Genomic DNA, 24,971 nt, shown 5'->3' with positions numbered 1-24,971 from the left:
ATGTTAAAAAGATATGCAATCGATAAAATAGAAGAAATCTGATCTGAAGAAAATAAACTCAAATGATGATTAGAGGTAGAGAAAAAAGTAGTTAAGGCATGATCCTCTATTGGTGTTATACCGAAAGAAGACTCTTTAGTTATTGAAAAAACTGCGAGTATCGACTTAAAAAGGATGCTTGATATAGAAAAAGAAGCAAAACATGATGTAGTTGCATTCACTAGGGCAGTTTCAGAGACCCTTGGCGAGGAAAAAAAATGAATTCATCTAGGTTTAACTTCAACTGACGTAGTAGATACAGCTCAGAATAAACTTATAAAAGAATCTAACGAGGTTGTTGAAGAGTACTTAAAACATTTTCTGGATGTTCTAAAAGAACGAGCAATAGAAACTAAAAATATTGTTATTATGGGTAGGTCACACGGGATGTATGGCGAACCAACGTCTTTAGGCCTTAAGTTTTTGTTATGATATGAAGAAATAAAAAGGCAACTAGAAAGATTCGACTTGGCTCGTAGACAAGTCGAAGTGGCTAAAATCTCAGGTTCAATGGGTAATTATGCAAATATTGAACCAGAAGTAGAAGTATTTGTTGCCAATGAGTTGGGGCTAGGTTTGGATACAATTTCAACACAGGTAACTCAAAGGGACAGACACAGTTTTTTAATATCTGTTTTTGCTAACATAGCTTCAACACTTGAAAAAATAGCCACAGAGATTCGAAGCTTTCAAAGAAGTGAAGTTCAAGAAATTTGTGAGGGATTTAAAAAAGGGCAAAAAGGTTCTAGCTCGATGCCACATAAAAAGAACCCTATAAGCAGCGAAAATATTTGCGGACTGTCTAGATTTATACGAGCATTTGTAACTCCATCGCTAGAAAACAATGTTCTTTGGCATGAAAGAGATATATCTCATAGTTCAAATGAAAGGTTGATACTACCAGACGTATTTAACATATTGTGCTACATTTTGAAAAGAATGACAAGCACAGTTGAAGATCTAGTTATTAATGAGGAAAAAATAAGAGAGCATATATTGGAACAAAAGGGTATTTTCTTTAGCCAAAGAGTATTAACTTATATATTAATGAAGTATAATCATTCTAGAGAAGAAGTATATGATTTTATACAAATGTGTACACTCAAATGTCAACAAACCAAAAAAGAGTTCAAAGAAATACTTGTATCTGAAGGAATTTCGAAATATTTAAAAACTGAACAAGAATTAGAAAACTTATTTGATTTGAATTTTTTTATGCGTAACGTTGACAAAATTTTTAGAAGGGTGATGGTTTAAATGAACGATAACCAAAAACTTGTGACGCTAATCACAGAAGAAGAAATAAAAGGAGCTATTATTAAAGCTGCCACTGAATACGGTAAAACTTATGAAAATCAACAACTAACCATAGTTGCTGAGTTATCAAGTTCTTTTGTGTTTGTAGCTGATTTAATAAGAGAGTTACCAATAGATGTTACAATTCAGTTTTTTACCAAAGAAACCACAAGCGATGAAAGAAAAAAAATCAATTTGGGAAGCAATAAATCTCTGAATGACAAAAATGTTCTAATAGTTACAGATATTTTATATGAAGGTAACTCATTAAAAAACTTATATGAACTAATACAAAAAGAAAATCCGCAAAAAGTTGAACTTTTAGCATTAATCGAAAAAGATTGTAAGACAAGAAATTTCGATTTAGAAGTGGATTCACTATTTAAAATAGATGATTGTTTCGTTGTTGGGTATGGATTAACTTATAAAGAAAGTTACAGGGGTCTAAAAGGCATTTATAAGATTAATGTCAATGAGGAATAAAATGAAAAAATATTTTTATGTAACAACCCCTATATATTACCCAAGTGGTAATCTTCACATTGGACATACTTATACAACGACTTTGGCGGATGTAATAGCCCGTTTCAAAAAAGAAATGGGTTGCGAAGTCTTTTTTTTAACAGGATCTGATGAACATGGACAAAAAATAGAACAAAAAGCTAAGCAGGAAAATAAAACTCCTAAGGAATATGTAGATGATATAGTCGAAACTTTCAAAGACTTATGGACTAAATTAGACATAAGTTATGACAAGTTTATAAGAACAACAGATCAAGAACATATTATAGCGGTTCAAAAAATCTTTTCCCTTTTATTGAAAAAAGACTTAATTTATCTTTCAAAATATAAAGGAAAGTATTGCATTAGTTGCGAGGAGTTTTTGACCAAAGAACAAATGGACGAAAACTGTCACCACAACGTTTGCAAAAACAAGGCTGAAGATTTTCAAGAAGAGACTTATATGCTTAGAGTCTCACAGTTTAAAGAATATTTGAATAATTTATTTTCTACAGACTTCTTAGAACCTTCAAGTCGAAAAAACGAGATGCTTAACAATTTTATAAACAATGATTTAGAAGATCTTTCCGTAACTAGAATTAATTTTAAGTGAGGAATAGAAGTTCTCGAAAACCCTAACCATGTTATATATGTTTGACTAGACGCGTTATCAAATTATATTACAGCTTTAGGTTGAGGAACGGATAACGATGAAAATTTCAATAAGTTTTGGTCTGATGAATCAGAAATTTTACAATTAGTAGGAAAAGAAATAACAAGATTTCATTCAATCTATTGACCAATCATGTTGAATAGTTTAGGGTTGAGAACCCCAGATAAATTATTAAGTCACGGTTGAATTTTGAGCAAAGACACAAAAATGTCAAAGTCTTTAGGAAATGTTATCAACCCATTGGAAATAATTGAAAAATACTCTAGTGATGCACTTCGTTTTTACATTGTCAATAATTTACCAACAGATAAGGACGGTAATTTTACTGAAGAGTTATTTATTGAATCTTATAATACAAATCTAGCTAATAATGTTGGAAATTTATTATCGAGAGTTAGCAACATGATAATAAAATACTTTGACGGCATTTTACCAGAAACATTGCCTGCACAAGATAACGAATTATGGGAACTTGCGGAAAAAACTATTACAGCATACGTTGCTAAAATGAATGAATATAAGTTTAATGAAGCAATTAATGTTGTGCTAAATTTATCTAGTGAATGTAACCGATACATCGAACAAGTCAAACCATGAGTTTTAGAAAAAGAAGGCAACACAAACGAGTTATTAAAAACTTTGACAATTTTAAGACATAATATCTTGATTATTAGCTTTTTATTAAAACCCATATTAACAAAAAATTATGATAATATGATTAGACAAATGGGTGCAGACCCAAAAGAAATAAAGTTTGACACACTTACTAAGAGAAACTTTAAATTTGAACAAATAAAAGAAAAATTGATTATATTCGACAGGATTAAATAGGAAGGGAGAGTGTCTAGTATGGATTTCGATATAATTGTTGTTGGTGCTGGACACGCAGGTGTTGAAGCAGCACTAGCGACTGCAAGACTTGGCAAAAAGACAGCTTTAATAAATATTTATAAAGACAAAATTGCTACAATGCCTTGTAATCCTTCTATCGGTGGACCAGCAAAAGGTATAGTGGTTCGAGAAATCGATTCACTTGGTGGAGAAATGGGCAAAGCGGCTGATAGAACATGCTTACAAATGAAACTTCTAAACTCCTCTAGGGGTCCAGGTGTTTGAGCATTAAGAGCACAATCTGATAAGTTAGAATATTCTAAGTATATGAAGGAAGCAGTTGAACAACAAGAAAATCTTTTCTTAATAGAAGGGATTGTTGATGATATTATTCTTAATATTAGAAATGAAGTTCAAGGTGTAATATTGGATTCTGGAAAAAACTTATCTTGTAAAGCAGTTGTTTTAACTACCGGTACTTACCTTTCAAGTTTGATATACCGTGGTAAAGAAAAATATGAAAGCGGGCCGAACAACGAAAAAACAGTTAAAACACTAAGCCAAAGACTTCGAGAAATAGGCATTGAAACATTTCGTTTTAAAACAGGAACACCACCAAGAGTAAAGAAAGATTCTATAGACCTATCAAAAGCAGTGATAGAACCAGGTACTAATATGAACTTGGCTTTTTCATTCTCGACAGATACAATCTTAGAATACGAAAAACAAGAACCTTGCTATTTAATTCATTCTACTTCTGAAACTAAGAAGATTATAGAAGACAACCTATCTCAATCAGCAATGTATTCAGGGAGTATACAGTCTATTGGACCGAGATATTGCCCTAGTTTTGAAGACAAAATCGTTAGATTTTCAAAAAAAGAAAATCATCAAATATTTTTAGAGCCTGAATCAAAACATTTGGACACTTTTTATGTTCAAGGTTTTTCAACTTCAATGCCTATTGAGGTTCAAGAGAAGATGTTGAAAAGCTTACCAGGTTTTGAGAATGTTATTGTTGATAAATGAGCCTACGCTATTGAATATGATTGTATAAATCCTCAACAATTAAAGTTATCCTTGGAACTAAAAAAAGTAAGTAATTTATTTATGGCTGGTCAAATCAATGGAACTAGTGGTTATGAAGAAGCGGCTGGACAAGGTTTGATAGCAGGAATAAATGCGGCTTTAAAAGTTGACAACAAAGATCCTTTTATTTTAAAGAGAAGTGAATCTTACATCGGGGTTATGATAGATGATTTGATAAATAAAGGTGTCGTGGAACCTTATAGACTTTTAACTAGTAGAGCGGAACACAGATTAACTTTAAGAAATGACAACGCAGAACAAAGATTAAAGGAATATGGGTATAGACTAGGTTTAATTAAAGAAGTAGAATGAAAAAAATTTCAAGCATTTGACAAAGAAATACAAAAAGCGATTGAAGCAGCAAAAAAAACACGATTTACTCCAAAGTCTGAGTTAGCTAATGAATTGAACTCTCTTGGACAAGCATGCTTGACTCAAGGAATGAGCGCTTATGAATTGATTAAGCAACCATCTGTTGACATCAATGTTTTCAGAAAATATATTCAAGAGTTCAAAGACCTTTCTAATAATCAAATCCAAAACGTGCTAATCAACATTAGATTTGAAGGATATGTTAAAAAAGAAAGAGAAAGCATTGAGAAGTTTGTCAAGTTAGAATCAAAAGAAATACCATTTGATATTGATTATTCAAGGGTTGATAACATTGCTGTTGAAGCAGCACAAAAACTTGAGAAAATTAGACCAACTTCAATTGGTCAAGCAGCCAGAATCACAGGAGTTAACCCCGCTGATATTCAAATGTTATTGTTTCATCTTAAGAAAAAATATAATAGCATATAGAAAAAAAAGAAAGGGAAAGTAATCATGTTGAAAATCAACAAAAAAAACAAAACTAAAAACAAGGTTTTTGAATTCTTAACTATATTCTCTATGGTGTTTGGATTAGTAATTGGTTCTGGAATTTATCTAAAAAATAGAGATCAAGAAGGTGGAGTTTTGAGCGCGGCTGAAAAAAATCCAATTCTTGCACTAACTATTTGATTGTTTATAGGTGTTCTTTGCACATTTATTATGCTAGCTTTTATTCAAATTGCATCAAGCTCAAAGAAAGAGAATCATAATACAATTCAATCTTGAACGGGAAAGTTTATTAACAGACGATCAGCTTCACTATTTGCCATTTTTTATGTTTGCTTATATATGCCGGTTTTGGCATCGATAGGAGCTATTTTTACAATAGACACTTTGTTTAAGGCAATAAATGTTTTTTTAGAAGCCTCTGGAAATGGTACTTTTAGATCAAAATTTACTAAAGAAACTTATGTATCAATCCAAATATTAGCTTCTACATTCTTATTAATCTTTTTTCAAGTTATAAATGCATTTACTACAACACCTAGCAAAATCATTCAAACAGTTTTTACTTTCGTAAAATTTATTCCTTTGATTGCGGTTATTGCGGGCGGTTTAACTGTTTACTATAACCACAGTGTAGAACAAAACTCATTTACCGAAAATCAAAATGTATGAAAAGTAAACTCGGTGTTCGCTACTGTTGTTCCTGTATTATTTGCATTCGACGGTTTTATATATGGAGCAACACTCCAAAAAGATGTCGAGCACAAAACTGTTGTAGCACCAGCAATGATGACTTCTATTATGGCGGTAACGGCGTTTTATATTTTAATAACATTTGCAATATTTGTAGGTGCAAAAGATGGAGATGTTTTTAACCTATTTGACACTATTTTTAAAAACAAACCCGAGTTTTCTTTATTATTTAAAATAATAATTACCTGCACTCTATTAACTACTATCAATGGGTATACCACTTTACTTCCAAAAACCATCCAGTCCGCAGTTGACGAAGGATTTATTTTTATAGGTAGTTCTAAAAGCGCTATGACTCATAAAAAAGCCGCTTTGATTGGAAGTGGAATAACATTAATAATCTTATTGTTAACAATTGCTATTTCATTACCATTAACATGAAATGATTATGTGAATAATGAAAATACTCCTAACTATTTTTATGTTGCGGATGCAACCTCAAGTGCAACAGCAGTCTATGCATTTATGATATATTTAGCTCTTATGATTGGTTTGTTGGTCAACTATAAAACAAAAAAAGTGGAGGTATTGTACAATACTAGAAAATCATTCATTACGAACATAATTACAACTTTTATTTTGGCAACTGCTCTTTGTTATTTGAATTATGATTTCTTTATAAATAATTTTATGAGTAAAAATAGAGATAAGTACATTCAACCAGTAAGCACATTGATATCTGGTTCACTTGTTTTACTTTTCTGAGTGGTCAATGAATATTTAATAGATAGAAATCAAAATGGCACTAACGGCACTTTTAAAAAGTTTAATCCTATAAGCTGATTTAAAATAAATAAAAAACAAAAAACAAGTGAAGGAAAATAAGAATAAAATTTAGTGTAAAATAAAAAAGCGATAAGCTTTTTTTTATTTTTGGAGGTAAGAATGGATTGAACAAGTTTTGAAATGATAGGTTATAAAATAGAGGAATCAGTCAAAGAAAAATTAATCAAGTTTAAAAACCTTTTGCAAGAAGAGAATAAAAAATATAATCTCACAACCATAATAAATGACCAAGACATCATTTACAAACACTTTTTCGATTCCTTGTTATTTACTAAGGACTTTGAATTAAATACACAAAAAGTCTTGGACATAGGTACTGGTGCAGGTTTTCCCGGAATAGTTTTGAAAATTTTTTATCCTATGATTGAACTCCACCTTGTTGAATCCAACTCTAAAAAAGTAAGCTTTTTAAAAATGGTAATCAATAATCTCAACTTAAAAAACATTTATGTTTGAAATGAACGAGCTGAAGTTTTTTCCTTAAACAATAAAGAAAAGTTTGATATTATCGTATCGAGAGCAATGGCACCTCTAAATATTTTGTTAGAAATAGGGGTGCAGGCACTAACTATTAATGGATACTTTATCTGTTTAAAAGGTAAAAATGTCGAAAAAGAAATTTTAGAATTAAATAATAAAGAGTATTTAATTGGATTAAAATTATTAAAAGAACAAAATCTATATTATGAATTCCTAGGAGAACGAACCAATTTATTTTTCTTAAAAGAAAATAAAACCGCTAATCAGTATCCAAGACAATATGGACAAATTAAAAAAAGACCTTTAGGAAAGTAAATAGGAGAATATTATGGCAAAAATTATTTCGATATCAAATCAAAAAGGAGGCGTTGGTAAAACAACAACTTCTGTAAACTTAGCATGTGGTTTGGCAATGGCCAATAAAAAGGTTCTTCTTATAGACATGGACCCACAATTCAATGCTACAACAGGTGTTGGCTATGAAATAGATAACAATACATTGAGTATGTATCATATCTTAGTGGGTGATAAAGATATCTCGGAAATCATAGTAAAAAATATTAAACCAAATGTAGACCTTGCACCTAGTTCAATAGATGTAGCGGCCGTTGATTTAGTTCTTTTAGAACAAAAAAATAATAATCAAAACGTATTACGTGATCAAATAAATGCAATAAAAACAAACTACGACTTTATAATAATTGATTGCCCCCCAAGTTTGGGTCTAATAAATAGAAACGGATTAGCTATCTCAGATACTGTTTTGATTCCTATTCAAGCAGAACACTATGCTATGCACGGAGTTGCACAACTATTGAGAACAATTAAGAAAGTAAAAGAAACATTAAACCCAAGCTTAACAATCGAGGGAGTGTTAGTAACAATGTTTGACTCACGAACAAGACTAGCTCACGATGTCCTTGAAGAAATAATTAAAACTTTTGGACCTAAGGTTTATAAATCCGTTATACCAAGAAATATAAAAATCTCAGAATCTTCTATTGAGGGTAAATCAATTTTTGAGTATGACAAATCAGGTCCAGGTTCAATTGCTTATATAGAGTTTGTGAAAGAGGTGTTGAAAGAAAATGGCGGCGTCTAAGAAAAAATATAATTTCAAAGGGTTGGATGACATCTTTGGAGAATCAGTTTCTGACATTGTTGGAGTTATCGAGAATGATAAGACAATTGCAAAAAGTGCATCAGTAAATATAGATATCAATTTATTGAAACCCAATCCGTTTCAACCAAGAAAAGTTTTTAACGAAGAAGAACTAACTGAATTAAGTGAATCTATAAAAATTCATGGTTTGATTCAACCCTTAATTATTAATAACAACAATGAATTAGTTGCTGGTGAAAGAAGACTTAGAGCATCTAAGATTGCAGGTCTCAAAGAAGTGCCGGTTGTTATTCTAAATCTATCTGAATTACAAATGGAAGAATTTGCAATAGTTGAAAATATTCAAAGGGTTGACCTTCTAGATATTGAAGAGGCAGTAGCCTATAAAAAACTTTCGAAAAACTTAAAACTAAAACAAGAAGAAATTGCTACAAGAGTTGGTAAGTCAAGATCGCACGTAGCAAATATAATGAGGTTATTGAACCTTCCAGACAATGTGCAAAAAGCAATGATGGAGAAAAAAATATCTATGGGTCAAGCGAAGCCTTTATTATCAATATTAAATAATAAAGTTTTGTTTGAAGAAGTATTTGAAAGAATATTAAAAGATGATTTAACAGCTAGAGAAGTTGAAAGTTTGATAAGAAAAAAGACCAAAACTGAAAATACAACTTTAGAGAGTAAATCACAGAGTAAAGAATCTAGCATCATACATGTAGAAAATAAAATAATGCGAAAGCTTGGAACGAGAGTTTCAATTGACAGCGGAAAGTTAGTTATTCGTTACGGTGATACCGATGACTTAAATAGAATACTAGAACTTTTAGGATTAAACGATGACAATTAAATTGAACGACATTGTGATATTAAAAAAACCACATCCAAGTAAAACTCAAAAATGAATAGTGGTAAGAATTGGTACAACATACAAATTAAAATCATCAATAAACCCTAGTATTTTTTTAGAATTTACGAAGGACAAATTAATCAAAGTAATAAAAGAAATAGAAAGTGAAATAAAATAATGAGTTTACAAGTAGGTATAGTGGGGTTGCCAAACGTTGGTAAGTCAACATTGTTTAATGCAATCACAAATTCAAAAGTCGAAGCTGCAAATTACCCATTCGCTACAATTGAACCTAATGTGGGGATAGTTGAAGTTCCAGATGATAGACTAGACCAGTTAGCAAAACTATTTGGAAGTAAAAAAACCATTTACACGACAATAGAATTTGTTGATATAGCTGGGCTGATCGCAGGAGCAAGTAAAGGAGAAGGTTTGGGAAATGCCTTTTTAGCAAATATTAGAGATACCGATGCAATTTGCCAAGTCGTTAGGTGTTTTGACTCTAAGGAGATAACTCATGTAGAAGGCAGTGTTGATCCTATAAGAGATATAGAGATTATAGAATTAGAATTAATTCTATCTGATGAAGCTAGTGTAAAGAAAAGACTAGCAAAGTTGGAACCAAAGTTTAAATCATCTAAGGATAAAGATATTTTAAATGAGTATAACTTACTTAAAAAATGCGAACAACAGTTAGCAGAAGGTAAATTATTAAATAAATTATCTTATGATGATGAAGAACTACATATATTAAAATCGTTTCAATTATTAACAACTAAAAAAATGATATATGTAGCAAATGTAGCTGAGAACGAAATTTTAGATGATAATCAGTACGTTGAAGCCGTTAAGAAATACGCAAATGAAAACAACTCCGAGGTAGTGAAAATCTCTGCTAAGGTTGAAGAAGAACTAAGTGAACTTCCACAAGAAGAAAAACAAATTTTTCTTAAGGATGTTGGTATCAATGAACCAGGATTAGAAATTCTGATTAAAGCCTCTTATAAAACACTAGGATTGAAAACTTATTTTACAGCCGGACCACAAGAAGCAAGAGCTTGACAATTCAAAGATGGTTCCACAGCACCGCAATGTGCAGGGATAATTCACACAGATTTTGAAAAGGGTTTCATAAAGGCAGATGTTTACAAGTGCATTGATATTTTTGAACATAAGACAGAGCAAGCTTTAAAAAATGCTGGGAAGATAAGGCTTGAAGGTAAAAATTATGTTGTTCAAGATGGCGATGTGTGTTTCTTTAAATTCAATAGATAAAAAAACCGAAAGGTTTTTTTACTTTAAAAATAATTAGAACTTAATTATCAATTTAAAATAGTTTATAATCTACTTTATTGGAGGTCTTTTGTGTTTAAAGTAGGGTTTTCAAAAGATATACATAAATTGAAATCAGGTAAAGGTTTCATGTTGGGAAGTTTTTTTATAGAATGCAAAAAAACAGTTGATGCCTATAGTGATGGTGATGTTATTTGACACTCTTTAACAGAAGCTTTATTAGGAGCGATGGGACTTGAAGACTTGGGAACATATTATAAACCTGAATTTTACGTTAGAGGTTTTGACTCGATTATTATGATAAAAGAAACACTTGAGAAACTAAAAAAAAGGAATTATAGAATCTCAAACATCGATATAACTATACAACTTGATGAACCTAGTTTGAAAGCAACAAAAAAACTTATTAAACAGAATATTGCAAAAATCTTAGAGATTAGTGAAAATGATATATCTTTAAAAGCCACTACCTCAGAAGGAACATTACTAAACTCAATAGTTTGTTATAGTTCTGTTTTGATTTATAAAGAGGAGAAAAAAAATGAAAAAATATAGACTTAGATACGCACCTTCACCAACAGGATTTTTGCATATCGGAAATACTAGAACAGCATTAATGAATTATCTTTTTGCAAAACATTATGATGGAGATTTTATTGTAAGAATTGAAGATACGGATCTAGAGAGAAACGTGGACGGAGCAATCGACTCACAATTTGATAATTTAAAATGACTTGGAATCATTCCTGATGAGTCGTTTTTAAACCCTAAAGAAGTTTACGGTGAATACATGCAATCAAGAAAGTTTCAAATTTATAAAGACATGGCAATGAAACTAGTGAATGAAGGTAAGGCTTATAAATGCTATTGTACTCCTGAACAACTAGAGTTGGAAAGAAATAGACAACTAGAAAACGGTATATTAGCGCCAAAATATGCAGGGACTTGTAGAACCCTAAAAAATGATGAAAATAATAAGGACTACAATATTAGATTCAAGGTACCAGAAAATAAAATATATAAAATAAATGACTTAGTTCGAGGTCTTGTTGAATTTGATTCAAAAGAGATCGGTGACTTTGTTATTTTGAAAACAAATGGTATAGCTACTTATAATTTCGCAGTTGTCGTTGATGATTATGATATGAAAATATCTCATGTGGTTAGAGGAGAGGAACATATTTCTAACACTCCAAGACAATGTATGATATATGAAGCATTCAACTGAGATATGCCGGTATTTTGCCATTTGACACTTATTGTTGATGATACAAAAAAGAAACTTTCAAAGAGAAGTGGAAATAGTTTGTTTTTCATCAGCCAGTATCGTGAAAAAGGTTATTTACCTGAGGCAATTTTCAATTACATTTCACTACTCGGATGAAGCCCGAGTGGCGAGCAAGAGATATTTGAAAGAAACGAATTAATTAATATTTTCGATGAAAAAAGATTTTCAAAGTCTCCAAGTACTTTTGATGTTATGAAGTTAAAATGAATTAATAGTCAGTGAATGAAAAAGTTAACTGAAGAAGAATATTTATCTTTTACAAAAAAATTTATAGATAAAGAAATATTTGATATCGATTCCAAAAATGAATCTTGATTGAATGATGTATTATTATTATTCAAAAAAGAGTTGGAGTTTGGTGCACAAATTAATGCACATTTAAATATGTTCTTTGATTCTCAACATATAAACGAAGAAACATTAAAACAACTTAGTGATTTCAGCGACTATAAAATTATGCTACACGATTTCAAAGAAAAATTAAAAAGCTTGGTAACGTTTGATGAGAATGAAATCAAATCATTGATCAAAGATATGGGAATAAAACATAACAGAAAAGGTAAAGAATTATTTATGCCATTAAGAATTTGTTCAACACTTTCTGAACATGGTCCAGAACTTGCTAAAACAATTATGTTAATAGGTAGAGATAATGTGATTAAAAATATTGAGTCATTAGTATAGGTGGTTAATGTGGAAAAATTCATACGAGATAATGTTCACGGGGACATACAAATCAAAGATAAAGTAATAATGGAACTTATTAATACAAAAGAATTCCAAAGATTAAGAAGGATTATACAGCTTGGCGGTGGTCAGTTTGTTTTTCCGGGAGCAAACCACACTAGATTTTCTCACTGTATAGGAGTATTTCACGTTTTATCGAAATTCTTGCAAAACGAAGAAATTGCTAAACACATTGAGGCAAATGACCAACTTATTTTAAAAATAGCTGGTTTGTTACATGACGTTGGTCATGGTCCTTTTTCTCACACCTTTGAATCAGTTTCAAAAATAAGTCATGAAGAATACTCTATAAAGATAATTTTAGGAAATACAGAAGTTAACAAAGTTTTAAAAATTCATCAAATTAACCCTAAGGATGTGGCTGATGTAATTAATGGAGAACATAAAAATCCAATAGTTAATTTCTTAGTTTCAAGTCAATTAGATGCTGACAGGTTGGATTATTTACTACGTGATTCTGTAAATACAGGGGTCAACTACTCTAATCTTGATATTGAGTGAATAATTAGAAATGCCAAAGTAAGAGATGGTAAGATAGCATTTCCACCAAAAACTATCAATGCACTTGAACATTATTTATTAGGAAGATATCATATGTTCAAGCAAATTTATAACCATAAGGTATCAACAGGTTTCGATAGGACTTTTTACCTTATGTTTAAAAGAGCAAGATCACTTTATAAAGATAATTATAATTTTCAAAGTTTGTATTTTTTACCTTATATCCTAGAAATTCTAGAAGATAGAGAAATAACTCTGGAAAATTATTTACGTCTGGATGATTACTCACTAATGGAATACATTAAAGCATTTGCGAATGAAAAAGATGCGATTTTGAAAGATTTGGCAAGTAGGATAATCAATAGAAGATTTTTAGGCGCAACCTCCGAAATAACTATGGACAATTTTAATACTATGAAAAAAAACCACGGGGAAGGGGCGGACTTTTATTTTGAAGTTTTCAAAATGAAACCTTTTATTTTATACAAGGATGAAACCCACTACAAAGACGAAAATATATACATACTCAAAGATGAAAATAAAATAAAATTAACACAAATATCAACTATTTTAAATACGAAAAATGAAAAAAATAATGAAAAAATAGTTTATATTTTCGATAAGGATAATGTAGAATAAAAACTATGGAGGAATAATGATGGCAAATTTAACACCGATTGAAATTACATTCAATCTTTTAAAGGAAAAGCAAGGAGATGCTTCATTTGAGGAAATTTGAAATACAATCTCAAAAGAAATTAATGGCGAAAATGTGAATAAAAATCAGATTATCGCTGAACTTTACACAGATTTAGTATTGGACAATAGATTTGCTTTAACAGCTGATGGTAAATGAGGTTTAAGAGACTATCTTAAGTTCGAAGATGTTAAAAAACAATATGACTACATTGATAAGTTCGAGACAACAGAAGAATTCGATGATATTGACTCTTACGTTCATACAGATATCTTCGATGAAGGAGATACTTTAAAAAAAGGTGTTAAAGAAAACATTATTCATGATACTACTGACACATCAAATGATTTATTCTTAGATTTAGACGATGATGACGATGATGAGGATTACGATGATTAGAATGATATAATATAGTAGTTTGTTAACTACTTTTTATTTTTTAAGGAGATTTAAAATGACAAAATTTATATTTATTACAGGTGGAGTAGTTTCGGGTTTAGGTAAGGGAATAACAGGTAGCTCACTTGGAGTTTTATTAAAACAAAGTGGTATCAAAGTATTTATGCAAAAGTTTGATCCCTATCTTAATATAGACCCAGGAACTATGAATCCTATAGAACACGGAGAGGTTTTTGTAACCAATGACGGTGGGGAAACTGACCTTGATTTAGGACATTACGAAAGATTTATTGATGAAAATTTACGTAAAAGTTCATCTACCAGTGCTGGAAAGATTTATTCAGAAGCTCTTTCTAAAGAGAGATTAGGTGAATTTGGGGGTAAGACTGTACAGGTTATACCACATATAACAAATTTGATTAAAGATAAAATATACAAAGCACAATTAGAGTCTAATGCAGATGTAATAATTAGCGAAATTGGTGGAACTGTTGGAGATATTGAATCGCAACCATTTATTGAAGCTATTAGACAAATTAGAATGGAGCAAGGGCATGACAAAGTTATGTTTATTCACGTTGCTTTATTACCCTTCTTAAAGGTATCGGGTGAATACAAAACTAAACCCATACAGCATTCGGTTAAAGAAATGTTAAGCTTAGGGATACAACCAGATGTGATTGTGGCTAGAACAGAAGGAGATATAGATCAAAAATTAAAGGATAAAATCTCTCTGTTTTGTAATATTCCAAAAGAAAATGTCATAGTTTGTAAAGATGTTGAGTCCATTTACAAAGTACCGCTGATAATTGAGAAAACAAACCTTCACAAAATAGTAGCTAAACAACTTAACTTAAAACTTTCAAAAACCGATTTGATGGGTTGGCTACAATTTAATGAAAATATAGCAAGCTCCAAAGAAACACTTTCAGTACATATTGTTGGTAAATATGTAGAGTTAAGTGATGCTTATTTGTCAGTTATGGAGTCGTTAAAAATAGCAGGTTATGATATCAAAAAGAAAATTAAATTCGTATGGGTTAATGCCCGCAAGCTAAATAAAGAGAATGTTGAAAGTTTTCTAAGTGACGCAAAGGGAATATTAGTACCTGGAGGTTTTGGTGAGTCTGGTGTAGAAGGAAAAATACTAGCAGTAGAATATGCTAGAACTAAAAATATTCCATTTTTAGGAATATGTTTAGGTATGCAAGTGGCTTGTATAGAGTTCGCCAGAAATGTATTGAACTATGATGGTGCTAACACAACTGAGTTAAATGAATATACTCCATATCCTATTATAGATATCATTGAAGGAAAGAATAGAGAGAAAATTGGGGGAACACTTAGGTTAGGTGTTTATAAAACAAAGTTAGTAGAAGGAACACTAGCAAAAACATTGTACAGTAGCGATTATGCATTAGAGCGTCATCGTCATCGTTTTGAATTTAATAACAAATTTAAATCAAAGTTTGAAGAAGCGGGGATGGTTTTCTCTGGTATTTACCAAGAAGAAAATTTAGTTGAAGTAATCGAAATCCCAAGTAATGATTTCTTTATAGCATGTCAATATCACCCTGAGTTTACTTCGAGACCTAACAAACCAAACCCATTATTTAAAGGTTTTGTAAGTGCTATCGATAAAGAAAATAGCAAGAAAACAACGTAATTGTTAGCACACTAGGATTTTAATAATAACCTACACTATAACTATTTATGGTTGTATAATAACTTTTGGGAGGAAATTTTTTATGTCAAAAAAATATCACAATCGATTAGTTAATGCTAGTCAAATGGTTAAGGATGCACATGCAGGAAAATATGCTATAGGACACTTTAACATAAACAATCTTGAATGAGCGAAGGCGGTTTTAGAAGCTGCTCAGGAGTCAAACACACCTACTATTATTGCTACCTCAGAAGGAGCAATAAAATATATGGGTGGTTTAAAAACCATCGTAGGAATGGTTAATGGATTACTAGAAGAACTTAATATTACAGTTCCAGTAGCTTTACACTTAGATCATGGTCAATCAATTGAAATGGCTAAGAAGTGTATTGAAGCTGGTTACTCTTCTGTAATGTTCGACGGGTCTCACCTTCCCTATGAAGAAAACATTGCAAAAGTTAAAGAATTAATGGCTTTTGCAAATGAGCACGAAGTTTCTGTTGAAGCAGAAATAGGTTCAATTGGTGGGGAAGAAGACGGTGTTGTTGGTGAAGGTGAACTAGGTGACCCTAAACAAGCAGCTGAAATGTCAACCACTGGAATTAGCATGCTTGCAGCCGGAATCGGAAATATTCATGGAAAATATCCTGAATGATGAAAAGCATTATCTTTTGAAACATTAGAAAGTTTACAAGAAGCTTGCAACCTACCAATGGTTCTACATGGTGGTTCAGGTATCCCTCAAGATCAAGTAGAAAAAGCTATCAAATTAGGTATTTCTAAGATTAATGTAAACACTGAGTTACAATTATCATTTAGAGACGCTACTAGAAAATACATCGAAGATAAAAAAGATTTAGATGATGACGCTAAAGGATTCGATCCAAGAAAACTTTTAGCGCCAGGATATAAAGCAATAAAAGAAACTTTCTTAGAATTGACAAAAGTATTTGGGAGTCAAGGAAAGGCAAAATAATAACCATAGCAAATATTAAAAAATTATTAAATTTTTAAATATTGGAGAGTGGTTTGAATGCATCTTACTGTTGAAGAGAAAATCAAAATTATCGAGGACTTCAAGAAATCGGGGGCAACTGCTATTCAGTTTGCACCCACTAGAAATATAAGTGTAGTATCACTTAGAAACTGAATGAAAAAGTATAAAGACGGGGGCAGAGAAGCCTTAAAGACTAAATACGAAAAATAAACAAAAAAACTAATTAATTAATTAGTTTTTTTGTTTATATGGTATTATTATTTTTGTATTGAACTTAAAGTTATTTAAAATAAAAGGAGATAAGAATATGCCTAAACTAAATGCACACCCGCAATACTTTCAAGCTAAGTTTGTTTGTACAACTTGCAGCAATGAATTTATTTCAGGTTCAACAAAAGGTGAGGAAGTAAGAATAGATACTTGTTCAAACTGTCACCCATTTTACACTGGTAAACAATCTTTTGCTAACGCAGAAGGTCGTGTTGAAAAGTTTAAAGAAAAATTTGTTAAAAAAGACGCTAAAGCTGCTGAAAGAGAAAAAGCAAGTGCAGCTCAAAAAGCAGAAAATGCTAAAAAATCAAAAGAAAGTAAATAATTTCTTACTTTGCTAAAAAACTAGGATTACCTAGTTTTTTATTTTATTTTAAATTGTTATACAATAATATTATGTGGGAAGGAGTTCACCATGAGTTTTTTGTTAAAAAATACAAAGTTTAATAATAAAAAAATAAATTTACAAAATATTAATTTAGATATAAAAAGCTCGAATGTTGTAAGTCTCCTTGCAAGAGAAAGACAGGCTTCAAAACAAATAAAAAATATCTTAATAGGTAATCATTCAGTTAAAAGTGGTATTTTTAAAATTGATGGATATGACAAAGTTAATAAGCAATGAACAAAAACAAGAGTATCTCTAATAAAACCAGGGAACAGATTTTTTAGACAATGACCCGAAAAGTTTTGATTGTACTTTTCTCTTTTATTTAACAAAAACTTTTATACTGAAGCAAAAGTTAATTATTTAAACAGCAAATATTCTTTTCTTTCTTTCTCTACCTCTAAAAATAATGAGACTGACCTTTCAATGAGAAGAAAAGTTGAATTGATGATCGAAAAGTTTATTGATGGATCTATCGAAGTAGAAGAACAATGGCTTTCAGATTTCTTAAAGCAAATTGTTACCTTTAACGACTCAAATTTAGAAGAAAGGTATCCTAACCTAGCAGAACATATAAAAATAATAACTAGAGATTACTTTTATTTAAAAGAAAAAACAGCCAATTTAGAACTTTTCCAAAACTTCTTGCAAAGTCTTTGGGACAAAGTCTACTCTTTTATAGATCTTAATTCATTATGTACTTGCGAATATAATGCTAATAAATCAAAACAAAAAAGCATTAAGAAAAAGGCAAAAGAATTGAACTTCAGACAACATATCTATCTAGTGCGAAAGCATTTAAAAATAATTGATGTTAAAGTAGGTAATGTTAAAAGTAAAATAGAAAAAAACAAAGTTGTTCTAAAAGGGTTAGAAAAACAGATTAAACAAGAGCTAATAAAATTTAATTACGCAAAGCAAAAGAAGGTTAAGACATTAGAAACATTCTTCTCTTGAAGACAGTTAGTCCAAGACCAACGTTACGAGTTTAGAAAAAAACAAGAAAAAATGTTTTATGATGCATTGTTTGATGAGTCAACAACCTTAAGGGGTAAAATAGTTGAAGTAATGCACAAGTACCATAAAAAAGTTTTAGATGATGATGTTATGGATGGTGACTTTAATAAATTTAGAGAAAAAAAACGTGAGTTAAAAAATAAAATAACTTCAGTTTATAAGCAGGCAATAACGTGAACCGATACAACGGCAGAAGATCTCGGGATATCTTTCAACTTATTGAAAAACTCACTAAAGTTTAGTGCGATAAATAATATACAGTTCAAACTTTTAAAGTCAGTTTATTTGAACAAGTACAATATTGTTTTTTATAATGTACTAGAAAAACTTTCTTACGATGAGGCAGAAGAAATTATAAATGCAGCAAATAATTTAAAAAAACTAAATCCTAAATTCACAGTTGTGTTTATTGAAAAGAGTATAAATAAGTTACACAATGTTAAAGAAGATTTTGTGTTAGTGGAAAACTCTTTCATAAAGAAAACTAACTTAGAGAATCTTTTAGGGGAAAGTTGAAGCACTTATGGAAGTGATTTCTTCATTGATAAGAATAGAGTACCTTTCACTTATGATGGCAAAAACTTGAGAGTCGATAATCAAAAGGTGAAACTCGAAACCAAAAGCCTGCCGTTAAAAGGTCAGATATTGTTGAATCCGTTCGAGATTTATACTAATAAGAAAGACGTAACGGGTCATTATTTCGAGTTCCAAGGAGAAATAAGTAAAAACAACATTTTCATAGACAGAGAAATGTATGAAGTAGTTTTAAATAACGATGCAAAACTTTTGTTTTATTCACCTAGGGGTTATGATATAGGTGATAAGGTTAAAATATATTTTAATAACAAAGCGATTCTCAAGGCAGTATAGGAGACTAAAATGATTACCGAAACACAGTCTAACAACTTAATAAAAAAAATAAAAACATTTGATACTATAATAATTGCAAAACACATCTCTCCTGATTGGGATGCCCAAGGAAGTGCATTGGGTTTGAAGCATATAATACAAGATAATTTTCCTGATAAGAGCGTTTATGTTGTTGGGGCGAAATTGAACGAAGCTGCTAACTTTGAAGATGAGTTTACAATAGATGAAACAACTTTAAATAACTCCCTTTTAATCACTGTCGATGTTGCAAACTTCGATAGAATTGATTATCAACACAAAAACGATGTAAAAGAGATTTTTAAAATAGATCATCATTTAGAGTCGGATAATTTCACGGAAGACAAGTTAGTTGATGATAAAGCAATATCTTGCACGCAAGTTATTTCACAATGAGCCTACTTTAATAAACTAAAAGTTTCAAAAACAGCGGCTGAATTTCTTTATTTTGGTCTAATTACAGATTCAGGAAGGTTTTTATACAGAAACACTTCTGCTGAAACTTTCGAAGTTGCAAGCAACTTATTGCAAGAAGATATCGATATAACAAAAATTTATGATGATTTATATCTTAAAAACTTAGTCGTTGTTAAATGATTAAATAAAATGTTTCTTAAAGCAAAACAAGTAAAAGATTATCCGATAAGTTATATAGTTATAAAAGATAAGGATCTAAGAAAAAGCAGTATTAGAGAAGAAAAAATGAAACTGGCTTTGTCAACAATGTCAGGAATTAAAGAAATTGATATTTGGTTTCTAGTTTATAGAAATAAATTGGGTGAGTTAAAAGTATCATTAAGAAGTAGAAACTTTGATATAAATAGTGTTGCTATAAAATATAACGGTGGTGGACATAAATTAGCATCTGGTTGTAAACTCACTTCACTTAAAGAGTTGAAACTTTTGATAGAAGATTTAAAAAAACTTATAAATAATAACATATAATTTTAAAGTCAATTAAGAATTGGAGAAACAAAATGGATTATAGAATCAATCTTAAGTCAAAAAGAGGATGAATAGAATTAATCACTGGGTGTATGTTCGCTGGTAAAACAGAGGAATTCATAAGAAGACTTCGCAGATATCAATATGCTCAACAAAATGTGCTAGTTTTTAAACCTGATATTGATAATCGATATTCTAAGGAAGATGTGTTTTCGCACTCGGGACTTAGTATTGAATCAATTAAGGTAACAAGCAGTGAAGAATTGGAAAAGATTTTTCTTGAGGAAAGCGCTAAGAAGAATGTAGATATAGTCGGGGTGGATGAAATACAATTTTTAGATACAAACATAGTCGAAGTTTTGTCACGATTGGCTGATAAAGGTATAATAGTTATTGCTAATGGTTTGGATAAAGATTTTAAAAATAATCCATTTCAAAATGTTGATCGCCTATTAGTGCAAGCTGAATATGTTGATAAGTTAACCTCTATTTGTCACTCTTGTGGTGGTAATGCGAACCGAACTCAAAGAATTATTAATGGAGAACCAGCCAAAGCAAACGAACCAATTGTGTTGATTTCGGCACAAGAGAAGTATGAGGCTAGATGCCGACACTGTTACATAGAACCAAAATAGGAGAATTTAAAATGAACAAAAAAACAATTGAAGCTTTAGATATCATGGAAGAACGTGTAAAAACTATTGATAACGAACTTCAAAAAGAAGAAAACTTAAGGGACATCAAGTTGTTAACTGAGTTAAATAAAGAACGCTCTAATTTAGAACAGCCCGTTCAAAAATACATGGAGTATAAAAAAGTAGTGTCTGATCTTCAAGAAGCAAAAAGTATTTTAGATAATGAAAAAGATCCGGAGATGAGAGAATTAGCAAAAGCTCAATTAGACGAATCTCAACATAACACTAAGAAGTTAGAAGAAGAAATTGAACTACTGTTATTACCAAAGGACCCTAATGATGACAAAAATGTAATTTTTGAGATTAGGGGTGCAGCAGGTGGAGATGAGGCGAACATTTTTGCAGGTGATCTATTTAGAATGTATACAAAGCTAGCTGAAAAAAATAATTGAAAAATAGATATTTTAGAAAAAAGCGAATCAACAGCAGGGGGATTTACACAAATTTCTTTTCTTTTAAAAGGTGCTGGTGCTTATTCCAAAATGAAATTTGAGTCCGGAAGTCACAGAGTTCAAAGAGTTCCCAAAACAGAATCTAAGGGTAGAATTCAAACATCGACAGCCACAGTTGCAGTTCTTCCAGAAATGAGTGACGTAGAAGTTCAAATAAAAGCAAGTGATTTAAGAATTGATACATTTAGAGCAAGTGGAGCTGGTGGACAACACATTAATACTACTGACTCAGCGGTACGAATTACTCATATTCCGACTGGTGTTGTTGCATCTTCACAAGATGGAAGAAGCCAGCATGATAACAAGGATATTGCAATGACAATGCTAAGATCAAAAATTTATGAAGCAGAGTTAGAGAAACAACAATCAGAGGCAGCTAATATGAGAAAAAACGCCGTTGGTACAGGAGCGAGAAGTGAGAAAATTAGAACATATAATTATGCACAAAATAGAGTAACTGATCATAGAATTAATTTAACACTTAATAAGCTAGATCAAGTGATGGAAGGAAACTTGGAAGAGATTATTACAGAATTAATAAATAACGAACAAAAAGAATTGATTGAAAAACACATCGAAGGAAACTAACTCATGGTTATAAAAGATCTATTAAGTTCTGAACAATTATCGAATATTGATTTTAAGGTGATTAAAGAGATATTAATGATCTTAAATAAATGATCTGCAAAGGATTTCTCAATAAATAATACTATTGAGAATAAAAAGTTAGATCTTTTTTTTGAATACATAAATCAATTTAAACAAGGTATTCCACTAGAATATATAACTAGAAAGAAGTATTTTTATGAAAGTGAATTCTACGTGGATGATAGAGTGCTAATACCAAGGGTAGAAACTGAGATGCTTGTTGAGGAGGCCCTTAATTTTACTAAAAGTGGTAATTTAGTCATAGACGTATGTTGTGGTAGTGGTTGTATCGGGTTAAGTCTAAAAAAGAAGTTTCGAAATATTGAACTTTGATTATCAGATATATCATCAAGTGCACTTGAGGTAGCAAAATACAACTCCGAAATTTTAAATATTGAGGCAAATCTGATAAACAGCGATTTTTTAGATTTCATATTTGAACTTCAATTAACCCCAGATATTATTTTGATGAATCCACCATATATAAAAAAAGGTGATGTAAACGTTGCACATTCAGTGAGTAAATTTGAACCGCATCTAGCCCTTTTTGCTGTAAATGATGGTTTGCACTTTTATCAAAAGTTGTTTGACCTTCTTAATAATTTATATAAAATAAATAAAAATCTAATAATAATATCTGAGTTTGGTTTTCAACAAAAAAACGAAATTGAAAAGTTATTTAAACATAAAGTAGTAAAATATAAAATAGATTTTAAAAAAGATTATTTTAATAACTGAAGATATTTTGTTATTAGTAAGTAGGTGAAAATATGAAGGATACTTTTATATCAACAAGAAATTTGAGTAAAAAAAACTTGTTTAAAAAAGCTTTTTTTGCTTGTTGTGTATTCATGCTTATATCGGTTCCTTCATTCACATTTATCGGAATTTTTTATTCAAACAAAAATCTTTTAGAGTATTTTGAAAATTACCAAACCATAATAAAATATTTTGGTGATGATGTAACTCCCTCAGAGAACTTAATGAAAACTTTTTTGTGAACAGGATTTGCATTGTTATTATTTTCGATTTTGTTGTTGTTTTTGATGCCATTCATAGTTTTAAACAAAAGAATGAACCCTCATGTTAAAGCTTCATATTTTGGTATTTTGATGCTCTTTATTATTCTTTCTGTCTTTGCATTCTCTGTTGCAGAATATTATTATTCTTGTTTTTATGATCTTTTTATATTTATAGCAAAAAGTAAAAACCTTGACTCGATACATAGTGATTTAAAAGATTTATTTAACACGTTTACCGCAAGTTTTGGAGATGGTAATGGTAAAAAGTATCAATGAACCACAACAATCTCTACTTGATGATTTAATTTATTTAAGGTGATGGTTATAATAATATTCCTATCTTTATTCAGTAACAATGTTATGAATTCGAATGAGTCTAAAAAAACAGAAAACTTAGTACAATATCTATCGACAAGAAAGACTGGTGTTGGACAAAGTAAGTTAGTTAACTTGTTAAATAAACTTACAATTAACAATAATAGAAATATTTCATTGTGACTAATAATTGCTTCGTTTCTTGTTTTTATACCTCAACTTATTTACATAATAAGTTTATCAGTTACCGATGGAGAAATATTATCACTTTTGAATTGAACATATATATTACCGTCATTAGTGAAAAGTTTTAAATCGTTTGATAGCTTTAATAATTTAGTTTCTAACACGGGTAGCTCATTTTTTATGGTTGCGGTCTTACCAATTATTACGACTTCGTTTTTAATGGCAACTATGTGTATATTCATAATCTTTTATATTAAGGGATGGAAGATAAATAAACTTTTTTTCATATCACAATTCTCAATCTTGTTTATTGAAATCATATTGGTAGTTGTTGTTAATGCGTACTCTGTATATAAACTAAATTTGCTAGTAGATTTTTGAAACACCGACCTAATAAGTCAAATTAATGACAATAGTCAACAAAAAGAAACTTTAGAAGCGTTCAGAAATATTTTTGGCGACTCATTTTTATACGACAGCAAACAAATAAAGAGTCATATTAATTACCTTTGACTGCCAGGAAATCAATTTATTTCACAAGTTGTTATATCAACTACTTTCATATTTTTTACTTACATAATATTAATTACTAAGATAATAAAAACAAATAAAAAAGAATTTATAATTGACCAATCAAATACAGATGATCAAAAAAATTTTAAAAATAACTCTTCATAGTTTAAAAAACATGAAGAGTTATTTTTTAATTGAGCGAATTTTTTTTGTGAAGAACAGGTAAGCGAAAAGAATCATAACGCTATGATATAATTTATTTGATTATAAGGAGCACTAATGAAATTTTTAAATAGATTCAAAATTAATCAAGCAATCAATTTATTAAAAAAAAATGAAATAATAATATTACCAACCGATACAATCTATGGTTTAAGTTCGATTGTTAATGCAGACAATGCTCAAAAAATAAATGAACTAAAACAAAGTGACTTGACAAAACCTTTAATAATATTAGTCTCAAACTTAAAACAAGCATCTAAACTTATTGAAATGAATGATGATGTAGAAAACTATCTAATGTCAGACTACCCAACAACAGTAATAGCAAAGAGTTTAAAAGACAAGCAGTCAACAATTGCCATTAGAGTCGTAAAAAGAAAAGATATAAAAACGATTATAGATAATGTAGGACCAATTTACTCAACCAGTGTTAATGTATCCGGACAAAATCCACTTTCTGAGAAATCCGAACTATTCACTTTCCTAGGAAAAAATAAATGTTTTTTCATAGGGAATCTGAATAATCCGCCCTCTAGATTAGTGAATATTATCACGAACGAAAAAAAAAGATGGAATATATAATAC

At 30.3% G+C, this 24,971-nt stretch carries 25 protein-coding genes; all 25 read left to right on the top strand.

The annotated features are described in order from the left end of the window. The 25 genes from purB to ACI2WZ_RS04900 all read left to right on the top strand — a co-directional run bounded on the left by purB (window position 1) and on the right by ACI2WZ_RS04900 (window position 24,968). On the top strand, window positions 1-1,296 hold the full coding sequence (purB, locus tag ACI2WZ_RS05020; RefSeq protein ID WP_500244834.1) for an adenylosuccinate lyase: 1,296 nt from the start codon (window positions 1-3) through the stop codon (window positions 1,294-1,296). Continuing rightward, on the top strand, window positions 1,297-1,818 hold the full coding sequence (locus ACI2WZ_RS05015; RefSeq protein WP_023790286.1) for a phosphoribosyltransferase: 522 nt from the start codon (window positions 1,297-1,299) through the stop codon (window positions 1,816-1,818). After that, on the top strand, window positions 1,802-3,340 hold the full coding sequence (metG, locus tag ACI2WZ_RS05010) for a methionine--tRNA ligase (protein ID WP_500244833.1): 1,539 nt from the start codon (window positions 1,802-1,804) through the stop codon (window positions 3,338-3,340). The genes ACI2WZ_RS05015 and metG overlap by 17 nt, the downstream gene beginning before the upstream one ends. Before the next feature lie 18 nt (window positions 3,341-3,358). After that, a complete protein-coding gene (mnmG, locus tag ACI2WZ_RS05005; RefSeq protein ID WP_500244832.1) occupies window positions 3,359-5,230 on the top strand; it encodes a tRNA uridine-5-carboxymethylaminomethyl(34) synthesis enzyme MnmG in 1,872 nt (623 codons plus the stop codon). A gap of 24 nt (window positions 5,231-5,254) precedes the next feature. After that, window positions 5,255-6,826, top strand: a complete 1,572-nt coding sequence (locus ACI2WZ_RS05000) for an APC family permease (protein WP_500244831.1) — start codon at window positions 5,255-5,257, stop codon at window positions 6,824-6,826. 60 nt (window positions 6,827-6,886) lie between these two features. Further along, on the top strand, window positions 6,887-7,582 hold the full coding sequence (rsmG, locus tag ACI2WZ_RS04995) for a 16S rRNA (guanine(527)-N(7))-methyltransferase RsmG (RefSeq protein WP_500244830.1): 696 nt from the start codon (window positions 6,887-6,889) through the stop codon (window positions 7,580-7,582). 13 nt (window positions 7,583-7,595) lie between these two features. Then, complete coding sequence (locus tag ACI2WZ_RS04990) at window positions 7,596-8,369, top strand: ParA family protein (protein WP_023790277.1); 774 nt, start codon at window positions 7,596-7,598, stop codon at window positions 8,367-8,369. Beyond that, window positions 8,356-9,237, top strand: a complete 882-nt coding sequence (locus ACI2WZ_RS04985) for a ParB/RepB/Spo0J family partition protein (RefSeq protein ID WP_500244829.1) — start codon at window positions 8,356-8,358, stop codon at window positions 9,235-9,237. Before ACI2WZ_RS04990 ends, ACI2WZ_RS04985 begins: the two co-directional genes overlap by 14 nt. Then, window positions 9,227-9,415, top strand: coding sequence for a DUF951 domain-containing protein (locus tag ACI2WZ_RS04980; RefSeq protein ID WP_023790273.1), 189 nt, complete (start codon window positions 9,227-9,229; stop codon window positions 9,413-9,415). The genes ACI2WZ_RS04985 and ACI2WZ_RS04980 overlap by 11 nt, the downstream gene beginning before the upstream one ends. Further along, a complete protein-coding gene (gene ychF / locus ACI2WZ_RS04975; RefSeq protein WP_500244828.1) occupies window positions 9,415-10,512 on the top strand; it encodes a redox-regulated ATPase YchF in 1,098 nt (365 codons plus the stop codon). Before ACI2WZ_RS04980 ends, ychF begins: the two co-directional genes overlap by 1 nt. Window positions 10,513-10,602: 90 nt before the next feature. After that, window positions 10,603-11,085 (top strand): 2-C-methyl-D-erythritol 2,4-cyclodiphosphate synthase, encoded by a 483-nt coding sequence (gene ispF, locus ACI2WZ_RS04970; protein ID WP_500244827.1) that lies wholly within the window; start codon window positions 10,603-10,605, stop codon window positions 11,083-11,085. Next, window positions 11,072-12,502 (top strand): glutamate--tRNA ligase, encoded by a 1,431-nt coding sequence (gene gltX / locus ACI2WZ_RS04965; RefSeq protein WP_500244826.1) that lies wholly within the window; start codon window positions 11,072-11,074, stop codon window positions 12,500-12,502. The genes ispF and gltX overlap by 14 nt, the downstream gene beginning before the upstream one ends. Window positions 12,503-12,511: 9 nt before the next feature. After that, window positions 12,512-13,705, top strand: coding sequence for an HD domain-containing protein (locus ACI2WZ_RS04960; RefSeq protein WP_500244825.1), 1,194 nt, complete (start codon window positions 12,512-12,514; stop codon window positions 13,703-13,705). A gap of 19 nt (window positions 13,706-13,724) precedes the next feature. Then, a complete protein-coding gene (gene rpoE / locus ACI2WZ_RS04955; protein ID WP_051372145.1) occupies window positions 13,725-14,162 on the top strand; it encodes a DNA-directed RNA polymerase subunit delta in 438 nt (145 codons plus the stop codon). A gap of 55 nt (window positions 14,163-14,217) precedes the next feature. Then, window positions 14,218-15,828, top strand: coding sequence for a CTP synthase (gene pyrG / locus ACI2WZ_RS04950; protein ID WP_500244824.1), 1,611 nt, complete (start codon window positions 14,218-14,220; stop codon window positions 15,826-15,828). A gap of 82 nt (window positions 15,829-15,910) precedes the next feature. Beyond that, window positions 15,911-16,804, top strand: coding sequence for a class II fructose-1,6-bisphosphate aldolase (gene fba, locus ACI2WZ_RS04945; protein WP_023790261.1), 894 nt, complete (start codon window positions 15,911-15,913; stop codon window positions 16,802-16,804). 57 nt (window positions 16,805-16,861) lie between these two features. Continuing rightward, window positions 16,862-17,035, top strand: coding sequence for a hypothetical protein (locus ACI2WZ_RS04940; protein ID WP_023790260.1), 174 nt, complete (start codon window positions 16,862-16,864; stop codon window positions 17,033-17,035). Between the two features lie 97 nt (window positions 17,036-17,132). Beyond that, the gene (rpmE, locus tag ACI2WZ_RS04935) at window positions 17,133-17,420 is read left to right on the top strand and encodes a 50S ribosomal protein L31 (protein WP_500222391.1); all 288 of its coding nucleotides are present in this window, start codon (window positions 17,133-17,135) and stop codon (window positions 17,418-17,420) included. Window positions 17,421-17,510: 90 nt separating this feature from the next. Continuing rightward, window positions 17,511-19,370: a hypothetical protein gene (locus ACI2WZ_RS04930; RefSeq protein WP_500244823.1), complete on the top strand. Its 1,860-nt coding sequence runs from the start codon at window positions 17,511-17,513 to the stop codon at window positions 19,368-19,370. A gap of 9 nt (window positions 19,371-19,379) precedes the next feature. Beyond that, window positions 19,380-20,333, top strand: coding sequence for a DHH family phosphoesterase (locus tag ACI2WZ_RS04925; protein WP_500244822.1), 954 nt, complete (start codon window positions 19,380-19,382; stop codon window positions 20,331-20,333). 32 nt (window positions 20,334-20,365) lie between these two features. Continuing rightward, on the top strand, window positions 20,366-20,968 hold the full coding sequence (locus ACI2WZ_RS04920) for a thymidine kinase (protein ID WP_500244821.1): 603 nt from the start codon (window positions 20,366-20,368) through the stop codon (window positions 20,966-20,968). Between the two features lie 11 nt (window positions 20,969-20,979). Beyond that, window positions 20,980-22,068: a peptide chain release factor 1 gene (prfA, locus tag ACI2WZ_RS04915; RefSeq protein ID WP_500244820.1), complete on the top strand. Its 1,089-nt coding sequence runs from the start codon at window positions 20,980-20,982 to the stop codon at window positions 22,066-22,068. A 3-nt stretch (window positions 22,069-22,071) separates the two neighbouring features. Continuing rightward, on the top strand, window positions 22,072-22,890 hold the full coding sequence (prmC, locus tag ACI2WZ_RS04910) for a peptide chain release factor N(5)-glutamine methyltransferase (RefSeq protein WP_500244819.1): 819 nt from the start codon (window positions 22,072-22,074) through the stop codon (window positions 22,888-22,890). Window positions 22,891-22,898: 8 nt separating this feature from the next. Continuing rightward, window positions 22,899-24,329: a hypothetical protein gene (locus ACI2WZ_RS04905; RefSeq protein WP_500244818.1), complete on the top strand. Its 1,431-nt coding sequence runs from the start codon at window positions 22,899-22,901 to the stop codon at window positions 24,327-24,329. 114 nt (window positions 24,330-24,443) lie between these two features. Next, window positions 24,444-24,968: an L-threonylcarbamoyladenylate synthase gene (locus ACI2WZ_RS04900; RefSeq protein ID WP_500244817.1), complete on the top strand. Its 525-nt coding sequence runs from the start codon at window positions 24,444-24,446 to the stop codon at window positions 24,966-24,968. Window positions 24,969-24,971 lie beyond the last annotated feature (3 nt).

The sequence above is a fragment of the Spiroplasma endosymbiont of Megachile willughbiella genome (assembly GCF_964273395.1).
GTDB classification, from domain to species: Bacteria; Bacillota_I; Bacilli_A; order Mycoplasmatales; family Mycoplasmataceae; genus Spiroplasma_A; species Spiroplasma_A apis.
Note: the sequence above shows the minus strand (reverse complement) of the source record. Positions and strands in the feature narration are given on the sequence as shown.